This window comes from Nitratidesulfovibrio oxamicus (assembly GCF_015731765.1).
Classification (GTDB): Bacteria; Desulfobacterota; Desulfovibrionia; order Desulfovibrionales; family Desulfovibrionaceae; genus Cupidesulfovibrio; species Cupidesulfovibrio oxamicus.
The window spans coordinates 1-13219 of record NZ_VRYY01000486.1 but is presented as its reverse complement, the minus strand read 5'-3'; the positions used below and the strand labels follow the sequence as shown (position 1 = coordinate 13219).

General features: G+C 62.9%; 14 protein-coding genes, 1 tRNA gene and 1 pseudogene. 4 read left to right on the top strand and 12 right to left on the bottom strand.

The annotated features are described in order from the left end of the window. Positions 1–267: 267 nt before the first annotated feature. Positions 268–510, top strand: coding sequence for a GlsB/YeaQ/YmgE family stress response membrane protein (locus tag FVW20_RS14390; protein WP_196610159.1), 243 nt, complete (start codon positions 268–270; stop codon positions 508–510). 153 nt (positions 511–663) lie between these two features. Here the strand turns inward: FVW20_RS14390 and FVW20_RS14385 are convergent, their stop codons facing one another. From FVW20_RS14385 to FVW20_RS14370, 4 genes and pseudogenes are all read right to left on the bottom strand, one after another. Beyond that, a complete protein-coding gene (locus FVW20_RS14385) occupies positions 664–1272 on the bottom strand; it encodes a FlgO family outer membrane protein (protein ID WP_196610158.1) in 609 nt (202 codons plus the stop codon). A gap of 9 nt (positions 1273–1281) precedes the next feature. Continuing rightward, positions 1282–1971, bottom strand: coding sequence for a hypothetical protein (locus FVW20_RS14380; RefSeq protein WP_196610157.1), 690 nt, complete (start codon positions 1969–1971; stop codon positions 1282–1284). A gap of 374 nt (positions 1972–2345) precedes the next feature. Next, a complete protein-coding gene (locus FVW20_RS14375) occupies positions 2346–2927 on the bottom strand; it encodes a recombinase family protein (protein WP_196610156.1) in 582 nt (193 codons plus the stop codon). A gap of 46 nt (positions 2928–2973) precedes the next feature. Further along, a pseudogene (locus FVW20_RS14370) lies at positions 2974–3345 on the bottom strand (phage antirepressor N-terminal domain-containing protein); the annotation flags it as partial. A gap of 429 nt (positions 3346–3774) precedes the next feature. Between FVW20_RS14370 and FVW20_RS14365 the strand changes: the two are divergent. From FVW20_RS14365 to FVW20_RS14355, 3 genes are all read left to right on the top strand, one after another. Then, positions 3775–4914 carry a DNA cytosine methyltransferase gene (locus tag FVW20_RS14365; protein ID WP_196610154.1) on the top strand — a complete coding sequence of 380 codons (1140 nt, stop codon included), beginning with the start codon at positions 3775–3777 and terminating at the stop codon, positions 4912–4914. A gap of 68 nt (positions 4915–4982) precedes the next feature. Further along, on the top strand, positions 4983–5798 hold the full coding sequence (locus FVW20_RS14360) for a hypothetical protein (RefSeq protein WP_196610153.1): 816 nt from the start codon (positions 4983–4985) through the stop codon (positions 5796–5798). Continuing rightward, the gene (locus FVW20_RS14355) at positions 5795–6217 is read left to right on the top strand and encodes a very short patch repair endonuclease (RefSeq protein ID WP_307831561.1); all 423 of its coding nucleotides are present in this window, start codon (positions 5795–5797) and stop codon (positions 6215–6217) included. The genes FVW20_RS14360 and FVW20_RS14355 overlap by 4 nt, the downstream gene beginning before the upstream one ends. Here the strand turns inward: FVW20_RS14355 and FVW20_RS14350 are convergent. The 8 genes from FVW20_RS14350 to FVW20_RS14315 form a co-directional block, all read right to left on the bottom strand. Further along, entirely contained in the window at positions 6214–6666 is a 453-nt protein-coding gene (locus tag FVW20_RS14350) for a KilA-N domain-containing protein (protein WP_196610152.1), read from the bottom strand. The genes FVW20_RS14355 and FVW20_RS14350 overlap by 4 nt on opposite strands. 571 nt (positions 6667–7237) lie before the next feature. Then, positions 7238–7846, bottom strand: coding sequence for a virion core protein, T7 gp14 family (locus FVW20_RS14345; RefSeq protein ID WP_196610151.1), 609 nt, complete (start codon positions 7844–7846; stop codon positions 7238–7240). Positions 7847–7858: 12 nt separating this feature from the next. Beyond that, positions 7859–8278: a hypothetical protein gene (locus FVW20_RS14340; RefSeq protein WP_196610150.1), complete on the bottom strand. Its 420-nt coding sequence runs from the start codon at positions 8276–8278 to the stop codon at positions 7859–7861. Positions 8279–8292: 14 nt separating this feature from the next. Continuing rightward, a complete protein-coding gene (locus FVW20_RS14335; RefSeq protein ID WP_196610149.1) occupies positions 8293–8943 on the bottom strand; it encodes a hypothetical protein in 651 nt (216 codons plus the stop codon). Positions 8944–9622: 679 nt separating this feature from the next. Next, on the bottom strand, positions 9623–10024 hold the full coding sequence (locus FVW20_RS14330; RefSeq protein WP_231039125.1) for a hypothetical protein: 402 nt from the start codon (positions 10022–10024) through the stop codon (positions 9623–9625). A gap of 201 nt (positions 10025–10225) precedes the next feature. Then, a complete protein-coding gene (locus tag FVW20_RS20080; protein WP_196610147.1) occupies positions 10226–12151 on the bottom strand; it encodes a site-specific integrase in 1926 nt (641 codons plus the stop codon). 250 nt (positions 12152–12401) lie between these two features. Then, positions 12402–12494, bottom strand: a tRNA-Ser gene (locus FVW20_RS14320). Positions 12495–12751: 257 nt separating this feature from the next. Continuing rightward, positions 12752–13219: bifunctional ornithine acetyltransferase/N-acetylglutamate synthase (locus tag FVW20_RS14315; protein ID WP_196610146.1), on the bottom strand; the 468-nt coding region annotated here is incomplete at its 5' end.

Sequence of the window (13219 nt, the reverse complement as noted above, 5' to 3'; positions counted from 1 at the left end):
GTTGCCGCGCGCGCCCGCAGGCCCCGGCCCGGCGTAGCCACCAGCATACACCCCGGCGCGCCGTGTGGGCAACCGTGCGGGCTTCGGGGGATGCACCTTGCCCGCCGCGACCTTGCCATGCATGCCATGCCCCCTGACGGGCGCGGGTACGTCCCGCGTTTGCGCGGGGGGCAGACTTTTTTTCGCGCCGAGGGTAACGTGGCGGCGCAACCCCGGCGGGCGCAACTGCCGCGCTGCCGTCGCCATTCACTACGGGAGGATACTCACATGGGCATCATCTGGTTTCTGCTGTTGGGCGCACTGGCGGGTTGGCTGGCCGCCAAACTGATGCAGGGGCGCGGTTTCGGCTTTCTGGGCAACATGGCCGTGGGCGTGGTGGGCGCGGTGCTGGGCGGATTCCTGTTCCGCATGGTGGGCGTGCACGGCGGCGGCATGATGGGATCGCTGGTCACCGCCGTGGTGGGGGCCATCGTGCTGCTGTTCCTGGTGGGGCTGGTGAAGCGGAACTGAAGGGGCTGGCATGGCAAAGGACTGCACGCCCCCCCCATCCATGCCAATATGCCTTGCGGTGCGCAGCCCGCACGCCGGAATGGAAAAGGCCCTGTCGGCATGCCGACAGGGCCTGTGCCACTGATGTCACCGTGTATCCGCGATTGGCGGGGGTTACCATTCGGCCAGGGGCGAAACCACGGGGCTGTTCACTACGGAATAGTCGCAGGACGAAAGAACCATGCTGTCGTCGGCGCGAACGATGCGCGAGGCCACGTAAATCTTCTCCTGCGGGCTGCTGTGCCCGGAAACGCTGGAGCGTACCACCGCGTAGGTGCCGACAACCACGGTGGCTGCGTTGTGCATTCTGCTGATTTCCTTCACGTCTCGGCTCAGCATGAATTCCCCTTTGCCCTCCTGCACGAACAGCGAGTTCTGGCGCAGCTTCAGTTCCACCACATGGTAGCCTCGCTGCGAAAGCCGCGACCCCACGTGTTCCGCGATCATCCTGCCGAAGGTGGAGGATTCCGTCAGGTTGTTCACGTTGACGAAGCTGGCCACTATGACGGGTTGGTCCTTGGAAATGGGCAGGCGCAGGTTGGAATCCAGTTTGTCGGCAATGGCATAGCCTGCTTCCACGTAATCGCTGCCCAGTTCATAGGGGGTATTCTGCGCGCCCGTCGATTGCCGGGGCGCGCAGGCCGCGGCAGGCAGGACGCAGGCCATGGCCAGCAGCACAAGCAGCGCGCGACCGGAACGGAAAACGGAAATGAACGGTTTCATGCAGCCCCCCTACTTGTTGACGACCTGAAGTTGCCTGGTGGGCAGCACGACCGGCGCCTCCCACGGAACCTGACGTTCCCAGTATTGAACCTTGTCGGCCCTGTCGATGTAGTAGACTGCCAGAAAGTTGCGGCGCAGCTGACCGTTCTGCCTGGCAACGACGCCGATGACGAGTTCGGTGTCGGTGGTGTGCATGCTGTTCCACTGCGCGCTGGCGTGGCCAGCCTCTATGGCCAGGCCGCTCAGGATCAGGATGGTGTCGAGGCTGTCGCTCCAGGTGGCGTCGTTGTGGGTGTAGTAGTGTGCACCCGCCATGCCCAGCCCCGCCAGCAGCAGGCCCGCACCGGGGAAGGGCGCGTTGCTGGGGCGCGGCCCACGGTGCTCGAGGATCTGGGTGCCCCAGTCCAGCACCATGGCGCCCTTGGGCGAAGTGCTGACCGGCATGCCGCGCAGCATGGCCTCGTGCCGCATGAACTGCGAGAAGGCACGCCCGAAATCAGACCGGTCGTCCTGCGCCACATGGATCGGGGTTCCCGGTTCCAGCTTCAGGCCGTCCAATACCGTGGCGGCCAATTCGCGCCAGTGCTCGGCGGCTTCCAATTGCTGCTGGGTGGAAAATGCATGACCGACCGGTTTGGGCACGCGGGCGCAACCCGCCATGATCAGGGCGAGGAACAACAAGGCGAACAGTCTCGGCATGGGATCCTCCTGCACGGTTTTCTCCCATGCATACTGAGTCTATACGCAAGGTCAATTTTTATTTTCGGGGAAATGAGTGTCGTCGAGGGGCACTGGCGAAAGCACCCGCGCGAGTTGATCGGGACATTCGGCATGGGCCTTGGGCGGCTTCGGATTAAAAGCCAAACGCGAAAAGGGTCACGGTTTGCACCGTGACCCTTTGCCGTCTGGCGGAGAGGGAGAGATTCGGCAGTTCGGATACGTTTCCTGCCGAAATCACTGATTTCTTCAGGTCCGTCAAAGGGCCTAGAGAGCGTTTGTAGCAGGGGTGTGTATCCGGGGCAAGCTGATGGTTAGGCAAAAAAAACTGTAGCTGACAGGGGCGGAGCAAACCTTCACCGCTGACCAAGGCGGGCTGTCTGCCGCCGAAGGCTTTCATACAAGGTCTGACGTGAGACCCCGTACTCACGGGCCAAGGCGGCGACCTTCTCTCCCGATTCCAACCGGCGGCGGACCTCGGCAACCTGTGCCCCATCAAGGCTCGGCTTACGGCCCTTGTACTTCCCGGCAGACTTCGCAATCGCAATGCCTTCCTTCTGCCGTTCTTTGATCATTGCCCGTTCAAACTCGGCCACCGCGCCTATGAGTTGAAGCTGAAGACGCTGAAAGGGCGAGTCCTGCCCGTTGAACTCCAAGGCTTCCTTGTGGAACCTGACGGTCACGCCTGATGCGGTCAGCGTCGTCAGAATGGAAAGAAGGTCTTGGAGGTTGCGGGCCAAGCGGTCGATAGAGTGGACATGCAGCACGTCCCCTTCCCTGATGAACGCAAGGCAGTCCTTCCATGCAGGGCGGTTGGTTGTGCCCCCGCTTGCCTTGTCCTCAAACACTCGATCCAAGGCAACGCCTTCAAGCTGGCGGGCCGTGTTCTGGTCGGCGGTGCTGACTCGGATGTAGCCTATGTTCTTCCCGGTGGTCATACCCTTCCTCCGTTTGGCATCAGTGAGTGATGTGTCAGGAAAGGGTTTAAGATGTCTGTCTGTTCATGTCAAGAAAATCGAAAAATGATCCTATCCTGACGCAAAGAGTGTCAGGCCAAGATGTCAGCTTGTGGTCTACCCTATACTGACGGCAGGGCAGGCGGGCCACGAAGCCTTCGGCCCGGAAGGCGTTCAGCTTGTCCTGCACTTCGGGACGGACCTTCTTGATGGTGAAGAGCCAGCCGGACAGGAACTCGATGGGGAGCATGAGGGTACGCTGGGAGCCGCCAGTGGAAGGCGTGTCGATCATCGACACCCCTTGCGACAGAACAGGGTCAGCCATGACCTTAATGCGCTGGCTGGGCCAGAGGATGCCCAGCGCCTCGCACACATGGCGGGGCGAGAAGTAGCAGCGGTCGTCGGGTGTGACGGCTTCCCGGTCCTAGGCAACGTACGAGGATGGTCGGAGAACGGCGGAACGGACGATGATCGAGCGAAGGTTGGGGCGTGATGGTTGCGGGCATCCTGCGATGGAAAACGGCCCGCCGTGCCACAGTGGGCAGGAGGCTAGTCGATCCATTGTGAGGAGTGACCACCCCGGTACGGGGGGAAAGTGCCCCGGTCGTTGTGTGAGATGGGCTTTGAGATTTTTGCGCCAGAACATCCGGGTTGGTGCAGGTGGGGACAGGGGAGGAGTTGAAGTTCCTGTGCCCCAATGCTACGTTCAGGTGCTGTTTTGTAGCCCCCAGTTGCCTCCAGTTGTCCCCAGTGGGTCTCAAGGTTTCTGGGAGGAGATGTCGGGGCCTACAGGGGCAAGCAAGTTCAGGTGCAGGGGAGAGGATGAGTCATGGGGTTCTACGAGTTCTTTTCGGGTGGTGGCATGGCGCGGATCGGGCTTGGCTCCGGTTGGCCCTGCCTGTTCGCCAACGACTTCGACCCTAATAAGGCGACGGCCTACCGTGCTTTCTTCGGCCCTTCCCAAGAATTGCGTGGTGACAGCATCACCGACTTAGAGACCTCGGACCTTCCCGGTCATGCTGATCTGGCTTGGGCTTCCTTTCCCTGCCAAGACCTTTCTCTAGCTGGCAATTATGCAGGCCTGAAGGGTGAGCGCTCTGGCTTGTTCTGGGCTTTCTGGCGGCTCATGCAAGGCTTGCGGGTGGAGGGCCGCGCCCCACGGATGATCGTCCTAGAGAATGTCCGGGGGATGATCACTTCCCATCAAGGCCGCGACTTTGCTGCCGTCTGCGAGTCCTTGGCACAGGAAGGTTATAGGTATGCCCCGCTACTGGTGGACGCACAACTTTTCCTCCCGCAGAGCCGCCCCCGGCTTTTCGTGGTGGCCTTCGGTCCAGACGCCCGCCCCGATTCTAGCATGGTAGGCAACGGCCCTACGGCTCCTTGGCATCCCAATTCCTTCGCCTACGCCTATGACCGCCTCTCATCCAAGGCCAAAGCAGCGTGGTTGTGGCTTACGCCATCAAGGCCCACAGCCAAGCCAGGCAAGCTCTCGGATCTGATTGAGGACACCCCTACGGGCGTCAGGTGGCACACGGCCTTTGAGACAAAGCGCATCTTGGACCTCATGTCGCCTTTGCACTTGGAGAAGGTCAAGAAGGCCAAAGAGGAAGGTAGCAGGCGCGTGGGGACCGTCTACAAGAGGACTCGCCCACAAGATGACGGGACCAAGGCCCAGCGGGCAGAGGTCCGCTTTGACGAGGTGGCCGGTTGCCTCCGTACCCCGGCGGGAGGATCAAGCCGCCAGATCATCATGGTGGTGGAGGACAACAAGGTCCGCACTAGGCTCCTTTCGCCTCGTGAGGCCGCCCGGCTCATGGGGCTGCCAGAATCCTACCCGCTTCCCCAGCGTTACAACGACGCCTACCACCTCATCGGCGACGGCGTGGCCGTGCCTGTGGTCTCTTGGCTTGCCCGCACTGTGATTGAACCCTGTCTGCACCTGAAGTCCCGCAAGGTGGCCGCCTGATGCCTCCGAAAAAATCCAGCGTCACCGGGGACACTGTCCCCTGCTTCCTGTCGGATGAAATGGTGGACATGGTGGAGAAGTACGCCGAGGCTCTTCGTGCTGCTGCCCCCACCATTGGAGACCACGGACTTGCCCCTGCCGAGTTCTGGCGTTCCGGCTTGTTTCGGAGTGCGATTGAACGGTTACGCGGACAGCAAGCGGCAGCTACCAAAGAGAAGTACGGTTTCGTCGAGCGGGCTTTGCGTCAGCTTAAGGCTGCCGGGTTGATCGAGAACCACGAGTTCACCGGGGCGGGGGATCGCCACGACTTTCACGTCTACATGCCGGACAAGCGGGTTTGCGTCTTCGAGGCGAAAGGCTGTCTGGACGGAAACAACACCACGATTTTCCAGCGTCCCCCAAATGCCGAGGAGTTCCTGATCTGGTCGCTTTGTCAGAATCAAGGGTCCGATCTTCGGGCTGGGGTCTGGTCGGGAACCCACACCCGCATCGGAGCCAAGATCATCGCGGAGAACGTCCACGTTGAGGCCCTGATCGTCTGGGACGCCCTATGCGGCAGTTCTGGCCGCCCCTGCCCCAAGATCGCGGAAGGGAGAGGTCGGGAGGTGGATGGGGTGATGGTGCCGCCTCCATGCATCTACCTCTTCCCCCGCACGATTCCAGACCCTCGGAACAACCCGAAGCCGCCTTTGCCGAAGGTGGAGACGGTGGCACTCGCTGCGGCTCTCCTCAAGCACTTCGGTGGTGATGAGCGGGACGTGACGGAGGTTCAAATCGAGGCCAGGATGAAGGGGGCTAGCGTCGAGCGCAGAACCACTCTGGTAAGAGGGGAGCGCATCGTTAGGCAATCTGGCTGGACCGAGTTGAAGCGAGCCGCACGGTGACCACAGACGTCTTTGACGCCCCCACCCGGAGCCGGGTTATGCGGGCCGTCAAGGGCAAGAACACGCGGCCAGAGTTGGCCGTACGCTCCCTCCTTCACGCTCTGGGCTACAGGTTTCGCCTTCATCGGCGCGACCTACCCGGCTCCCCGGACATCATCCTCCCTAGCCGCAAGGCCGTGATCTTCGTTCACGGGTGCTTCTGGCACGGCCACACATGCAAGCGAGGCAGCCGCACCCCCAAGGCCAACGCGGAGTACTGGATCAGCAAGATCGGGCGGAACATGGCCCGTGACGCCAGAACACGGGCGGAGCTAGAGGCTTTGGGGTGGCGGGTGCTGGTGGTCTGGGAGTGCGAGGTCAAGGACCGCGATACGTTGTCGGATAAGCTCCGAGGTTTTCTAGGCGGGACGGCGACCTAGCCTGAAGGATGTTTTGCTGCAAAAGACCGGCGGGCGATCCACTCGTCGTCCTTGCCCTGACGGCGGTAGGCCGAGATGGCGCGGTCCACGGCCATGTCGGGGTTCTGCTCTTCCTCCACGAACCGGCGGATGATGTTGTTGCAGTGGATGTGGAACTCGGGGGACAGGTACTTGGCGTAGGCCAAGGCGATCTGCCAGTGGGCGAAGGTGCCACCGAAGCGGCCACGGGTGATGTGGAAAAGGTCCGCCACGCGGACATTTTCTTTCTTGCTGACTTCGTTGATGAAACGCTGGGCTTCATCGGTTTCGCGCCAATGCGCCGGGCGCTTGTTGTATTCCGCGCCACCAGCCTTCCAGATGTCGGTCAGGTTCACGAGCTTGTTGTCGGTGCAGCGGATGCCGAAGCCGTTGATCACGAGGGCGGGGGTGCAGGTTGATGTCTGGGGCATGCTATGTTAGCGAAATAACACGAGCCGAAACAAGGATGAGCACCCCTGTCAGGTACCGTCCGGCGTGGAGAACCGGGTTGAGCAGCAATGCACGGTATGTTCCTCTTTGAAGGATTCGTGGCGGGGGCGTGCTAAGACTTCGTGTGTAAGGTGAATGAGGAGGGGTAGAGGGCTTAAACTCTGCTATTTGAGGTGACACATGGACATGCAAGATGTGCTTGCTATCCTTGTGGCTGCGTTGAGGCTCCTCCAAGCCGTCATCGCTGCCTTCGGCAAGTAATAGGCCATTACCGTGGATCACCCTATTAGCCTCACTCGAAGTTAAGCCACCACCAAAATCAAGCAGGGCGGCTTACCTATCTACCCCCTCCTCACTCACAAGATTGAACACAAGGCCCACCGGAGTCGCTCTCCAGTGGGCCTTGCTTCATGCGCGAGGCCGCCCCGCTCACGAGGATGCCCGGAGAGAGGCGAACAGGGACGGGGAGGTGTGTTGGCCTAGGTCATCCGGCTTGGGCGGGGGCTTTCATCGAAAAAAGGCCCACCGTAACACGGCGACCACCTCGACCACCTACGGGGCGGCGGTAGACCGTTTGGCCTTCTGCTCCGGCCCGTAGACGTACTTGTCGTAGGCCCCCAGCGCCGCGCCGCCGATGGACAAGGCACCGCCGAGGTAGTTCGGCTGGTTGATGGGGGAGCTGACGTAGTTGGACTGGGACTTCATGCGGGCCTCGGCCTTGTCCTTGTAGCCGCTGATGGCGGTGTCGGCGTTGACGCCAACCATGTCGAGCTGCTGCATGATCACGTCCCGCTTCTGGGCGGCGGAACGCTCGTAGTCGGCCATGAGTGCGTCGAGGGCGGTGCCTGCGGCCTCACTGGAGGCGAGGGCCTGACCCTGCTTCTGCATCTTCTCCTGCTGGAGCTTCTGGAGTTCCTCGGAGGCCGACGCCTGCTGCTGCATCTGGTTGATGCGTTCGGCGGCTGCGGCCTCGATGTATTCCTTGTTGGCCGCCTCTTGGTTCAGCTTGGCCGTGCGGGCGTACTCGTCGGACATGGCCGATTGGTACGATGCCTGGGCGTCGGCTTGTTGCTGTTGGGCGTACAGGGATGCCGAGGTGGAGGCGACAGCGGAAGCAATGGCGAGGCCCGCCATCGTGGTTGCCGAGATGGCTTCGCACATGACGACCTCGCCCTATGCCCGGCCCGCAGTGGCGGCGGCGTAGTTCGGGTTGCGGCCACAGCGGAACGAGTAGAGGTGGCACGGGGAGTACCGGGGATCGACGTCCGGGGATAGCTCGCACCCGGCCACGGCCTCGGCATCGCCTCCCATGCAGCGGTAGAGGCAGAAGGACCGGATGGCCGGGGTGGGTCGATGAGGACAGGTCGTGGCCCGGCGTCCGAAGCGGTAGGGATGCAGCGGGCACCCTGCGTCGGCGCACTCCTCCACGGCCCGCCGGTCACCGCCCATGCAGTCGTGGACGCAGTGGTGGCGGATGGCCTCAAGGGCAGTCATGGAGCGGGGCGTTGTGGTTCCGGTGAACAGGCAGGCAATGAGGTGGTCGGCGGCCTGCTCGACCGTCATGGGGTGGGTGGTCGTGGTTGGTTCATCCATGATGACCATCCCCACTAGGCCCGCCTGCTGCCACGAAGGACGCAGGGTCCACGGGAGCAACGCCCGGCGTCTTGCGTGGGCACGGCAGGCGGCAGCGACCGCAGGGACTGGGCGCGGGCCTCGGTCTCTTCGGCGGCTTCCCGCATGATGTGGCGGAGGTCTTGCAGTCGGGTAGCCATCTGGAGGGCCGGGGTGAGGTGGTTGACCATCTCCTCGGTGATCTCCGGTGCAAGGGACGCCTCAAGGCTGGCCGCGTCCTTCACTGCGGAGGCGGCATGGTCGAGGGCGTCGGCGAGTTCATGGAGCCTGCGGGCGGCGGTGCTGACCGCGACATACAGCGTACGGCCTGCCGGAGCGGGGGCGGCGGTGGGGATGTCGAAGAACAGCGTAACCGGGTCGGTGGCCCCTTCGTTGCTGACCGGGATACTAGGGCAGGCGGTAACCGCTTCTCGCTCGCCTTCGTGCAGCCGCTCAAGGCGGGCTTCGGCGGCCACGTGGACAAGGTCCACGGCGTCCTCCGGTTCGAGGTAGCCATAGGAGAGGATGATCTCCAAAAGGTCGTCGAACAGCGTTCTATCTGCTTTCGGGAGCGCCTGCATGGTGGTCATGAAGTTCGACCAATCGGAGGAGGCGGTGCTGGGCTGGGTGGTAAGCGTCTTGGTCATGGTGTGTTCCTTGCTCTCGGTAGAGCGGTTGGGGTTGGTGAACAGGGTGGGCCTTGAACGACATGGACGACTGATCCACCTCACGGGCTGGCGGCGGGATGCCCCGGAGCGCCAAGAACCGCCCACGACCTCACGCCGTCCCCCATGCGCGGTGGAGGGGAGACGTGAGGCCGCAGGCGGTTGAACCGAGAGGGGAACAGGAAGGCTTGCGTAGCTGGTGGGGTGGTCTGTGACGGGGATGGACGATGAACGACGACGGCAGCGGCGTCCCTGAAGGTGGGCCTGTGGTGATGCCTTTGGTTGGCATCAGGTGAACCACAGGTGGGGCTTAAGGTGTTAGTCGTAGTTCATCTTGTTTATAGTCCCTGAAGGTGGTCCCTTTCAGTTGGGCTTAAGGTGTCCCTTCAGGTTAGCTTGAGGTTCCCCTTTGCCCGAGAGTGGAACCTAATCGGCAATGGTCTGGAATCAATGACGATGGACGGTCTTTGCTCCAGCCCCCGGATGGTCGTCAGTCTCCTGCCCCTAGAACGCGAAAAGGCCCACTGCGTCGTCAGAACACAGCGGGCCTTTTTTCGTGCAAGTTCGGGGGTGAATCTGTCCGAGGCAGGTCGTTGGTCATGCCCGGACAGGATCAGGCCGGATACGCCAACCTCGTGCGATTCCGGCGGGGGTAGGCTGGTCAGTTCATCGCCGCCTCGCCCGTGCCGGGGAGGGCAAGCACGACCTCCGCGCCCGGCAGGGTGATCCGGTACTCCAGCCACTGGGCGTCTGTGGCCTCGACGGTGATCCGGCGTGCTCCGATGTCCGGGCCTGCGGCGGCGGTGGGGGCCTCCCAGATGGCATACTCCTCGATCAGTCCGAAGGCTTTGGCGGTGTGGAGCAGGGTGTCGAGACGGGCGATGTCCGGCCCTTTGCCGTGCTCCGTGTTGCCCATGACCGGGGCCAGCAGGTTTGCCACGGTGGACGGCGGGAGGCCCAGCAGGGAGGCTATCCGGTCCACGGCATGGACGGCGGACAGGCAGTAGGACAGACGGTCGCACAGCAGGGCGGCGGCGGTGGTGTGGGTGTGTGTCGTGTTCATGGTCGATGATCCGTGTGATGTTGATAGGGGAATCATGGGGGCCATAGACGATGATGCGATCGTATGGTGAATTGTGCGAAGGCTGTCAATGTCTGAATCATCCCGCTTGTGGGATAGTCCCGAAGTATGGGGTGACTCAAGCGTTGTCAGTTCTGTGTTTGCTGATGGCCGATCGGCGATCGTTGGCCAATTCACTACATTTCACTTCACCACCCACCGGCCTTCTTTCAGTCGTGCAAGCGAGAGTTCTTCGGCCCACGGCAGGACCGCAATGACCTTATCCCGCAGCGTGGCGGTGGGGTACTTGCCGATGTAGGCGGCGGTAACCCCGATGTCGCCGCTTTTCTTGTCGTGCCCGATGACCTCCTGAATCATCAGGATGTCAGCCCCGGCCCGTGTCCGTAGGTAGGTGGATACCGTGTGCCGGAAGCTGTGGAAGACGACATCACTGATTTCACCGTCCGTCCCGCCGATGCCCAGCTTGCGCCGGTACCGGGTGAACCATGTGGTGATGGGGCCACCGACGTTGCCGCGCTTCTCGCGCTTGAGGTCGGGGAACAGGCGATGATGTCCGGCGGCCTTCTGTTCCTCGACGAACCGCAGGAACCCAAGGCCATCGATCAGGAACGGGTGGATCGGCACCAAGCGGACCCCCGCCTCGGTCTTGACGTGCTTCCCGTCTCCGGCTTCGTTCACGTCGATGCACCACACTCCATCGTCCTGCCGGATGTCGGTCACGAGGAGTTGTGCGATCTCCTCAATACGCATGCCGGTGAACAGTGCGATCAGGGGCGTCCAGAAGTAGGCCGGGGATTGCTCGGTAGCGGCGAGGTAGGAACGAGGGTTGAAGAGCCGTTGCAGTTCTTCGGTGGTGAACGGGCGTCGGGATGAGCGGGCCTTCCCCTGCGCCTTCGGGATCACAAAGGCGGCGTTCAGGGGCTTGGCGATGATCCCGTATTCCAGTTCCAACCAGTTCAGCAGCGAACGGACCATGTTGAACTTCGTGTTCAGCGTCTTTGCGGACAGTCGTTTTTCCGCCGGAAGGTCGAGAGCGGCGAGAGCATGCAGGCGTTTACCGGCGTACTCCCTGCTCTTCGGGTTCGCAGGCTGGGCAGCCATGAGGCGGCCATAGTCCCGGATCATGTCCCGGTCGAGTTCGGCCAAGGTGACGTCCCGGCCTCGCGTTTCCGTGATGGCCTCCGCGAACTGGCGGACGTTGACGTAGACGTTGCGCTTGCTGCCTTCCGCCAGTTCGGGGTCTTTCGCCGCTATGTACTTCTCGACCGCCGCTGACAGGGTGATGGCCTGTGCTGCCCCGGTGGTGGCAGTGGTAGTCGATGCCTGGGCTGAATCAGGGGCCGGATGCGGTGCCGTGGCCGGGGCCTGCCATCCGGGGGCGTCCATTATGGTCCGGACTGCCGAGAGCCGGTAGTCGGGCCGGGCAGTCAGTTCCCCGCTGAACGTCGGGCACGATGCCGACTCGATGACGGCAGCCTGTGCCAGAAGCAGGGCATCGCAGAGATTGAGGAACTGAAGGCGGGAGACAGGGGGCCGCGAACCATCGTTGTTCGTGGGGACATCTTCCGACGCACGAGGATGGCCTGAGAGCACCGATTCGGTTCCGGTCGGGACTTCGGCTGGGGCGTCGTCGTTCGATGGGCTTTTTCCCCCGAAATCGGCCCGCTGTGACACGGTGGCCGGATAGCCCGCCCGCTGCAAGACCTCTCGCGCCGTGGCGATGGTGTGCCGGTGGTCCTTCCGGTTCTGCGCCTCCATGAGCGTGGAGTACAGGTGAGCCGCCTGTTCCTCACGGGCCTTGAGTTCCCCCGGCGTGCTGACAGGCCCCCGGATCAGCAGGGTTTCGTATTCGTCATGCAGGGCTTCGTCCAGCCACTTGCGGGCGAGTTCCCGCATGTCCTCACTGGGTGTGGTGTTCTCCATCATCGTCGTGTGCCTTCTTGCGAGGTTGAATAGATCATGAACGACGGCAGCCAGCTTCAACGCGCGAGGCCGGGCTTCCCTCAAACTGGCCGTGCCGAGGCTGCGGCGAATCTCGGTCCAGCCAAGGCAGGCCCGGAGTTCGGCAGGGATGCGGACGCGGAAGTAGAGGATGCCCCGGTGCTGCACGAGGTAGCCGGGTGCTGACGTGGAAAGGGTGGAGCGAGGGCCGCGAGGCCGGAGGCCGGTTGGCCGAGAGTGGGACCTAATGGGGGCCTGCTGGCCGAGAGTGGAAGGTAATGGCGCAGGAAGGGGCGGAGGGGAGGACTGGAAAAGCGACACGGCGGAGGCTCCAGTTTGTATCCGTGTGGTGTATCCACAAGGACCTGAAGCCCCCGCCGTCGGGATATTGCAACCATCCTAGATGGTTGACTTTTACTGGCGGAGAGGGAGAGATTTGAACTCTCGATACAGGTTTTGCCCGTATACTCCCTTAGCAGGGGAGCGCCTTCGGCCGCTCGGCCACCTCTCCGTTGTCGCGCGGCACGCCGCGCGAGAAAGCGTGTGTACCCGGTTGGCGGGCGCGCTGTCAAGCATCCGGCCCAATTTCGCGGGGGTAGAACGCGTGACGGATGGTCTTGCCGTCATTCCGTCCCATTCCTGAGCACCCGGTCGCTACGCGGCCAAGCAGGCAGCCGCCATTCGCCCTGCCAACCGCAAAACCTTCTGTGAACGGCATCGTGGGCCGTCCGCCGTCAGCATGCGGCAGGCAGCCGCCAACCGTCCGCCCTAGCTGCGGTAGTCGGCGTTGCAACTGATGTAGTCGTGCGTCAGGTCCGATGCCAGCAGCCGGTAGCTGCCCGGTCCGTTGCCCAGCATGATGTTGACCACGATGTCGCGCCCGGCCAGCGGTTCCTTGAGCAGCGCGTCGAAGTCCAGGTTGGTGGGCTGCCCGCCCCGGAACAGTTCCACCCCGCACAGCGACACGATGACCGCCGCCGGGTTGAAGGTGGCCCCGCTGCGCCCCAGCGCCGCCACGATGCGCCCCCAGTTGGCGTCGCGCCCGTACATGGCCGTCTTGACCAGTTGCGAATGGCCCACGGTGCGCGCGGCCAGTTCCGCGTCGGCGTCGTCGCGCGCGCCCGCCACGTTGATGTGGATGACCTTGGTGGCGCCTTCGCCGTCCTTCACCAGCATGTAGGCCACGTCGCCCAGCACGCCGGTAAGCGCCGCGCCCAGCACGGCCAGGTCCGCGCC

Bases quoted from the DNA above. Each gene is read 5' to 3' on its own strand.
- FVW20_RS14390 (WP_196610159.1), top strand. From the start codon at position 268: ATGGGCATCATCTGGTTTCTGCTGTTGGGCGCACTGGCGGGTTGGCTG.
- FVW20_RS14385 (WP_196610158.1), bottom strand. From the start codon at position 1,272: ATGAAACCGTTCATTTCCGTTTTCCGTTCCGGTCGCGCGCTGCTTGTG.
- FVW20_RS14380 (WP_196610157.1), bottom strand. From the start codon at position 1,971: ATGCCGAGACTGTTCGCCTTGTTGTTCCTCGCCCTGATCATGGCGGGT.
- FVW20_RS14375 (WP_196610156.1), bottom strand. From the start codon at position 2,927: ATGACCACCGGGAAGAACATAGGCTACATCCGAGTCAGCACCGCCGAC.
- FVW20_RS14365 (WP_196610154.1), top strand. From the start codon at position 3,775: ATGGGGTTCTACGAGTTCTTTTCGGGTGGTGGCATGGCGCGGATCGGG.
- FVW20_RS14360 (WP_196610153.1), top strand. From the start codon at position 4,983: ATGGTGGAGAAGTACGCCGAGGCTCTTCGTGCTGCTGCCCCCACCATT.
- FVW20_RS14350 (WP_196610152.1), bottom strand. From the start codon at position 6,666: ATGCCCCAGACATCAACCTGCACCCCCGCCCTCGTGATCAACGGCTTC.
- FVW20_RS14345 (WP_196610151.1), bottom strand. From the start codon at position 7,846: ATGTGCGAAGCCATCTCGGCAACCACGATGGCGGGCCTCGCCATTGCT.
- FVW20_RS14340 (WP_196610150.1), bottom strand. From the start codon at position 8,278: ATGGATGAACCAACCACGACCACCCACCCCATGACGGTCGAGCAGGCC.
- FVW20_RS14335 (WP_196610149.1), bottom strand. From the start codon at position 8,943: ATGACCAAGACGCTTACCACCCAGCCCAGCACCGCCTCCTCCGATTGG.
- FVW20_RS14330 (WP_231039125.1), bottom strand. From the start codon at position 10,024: ATGAACACGACACACACCCACACCACCGCCGCCGCCCTGCTGTGCGAC.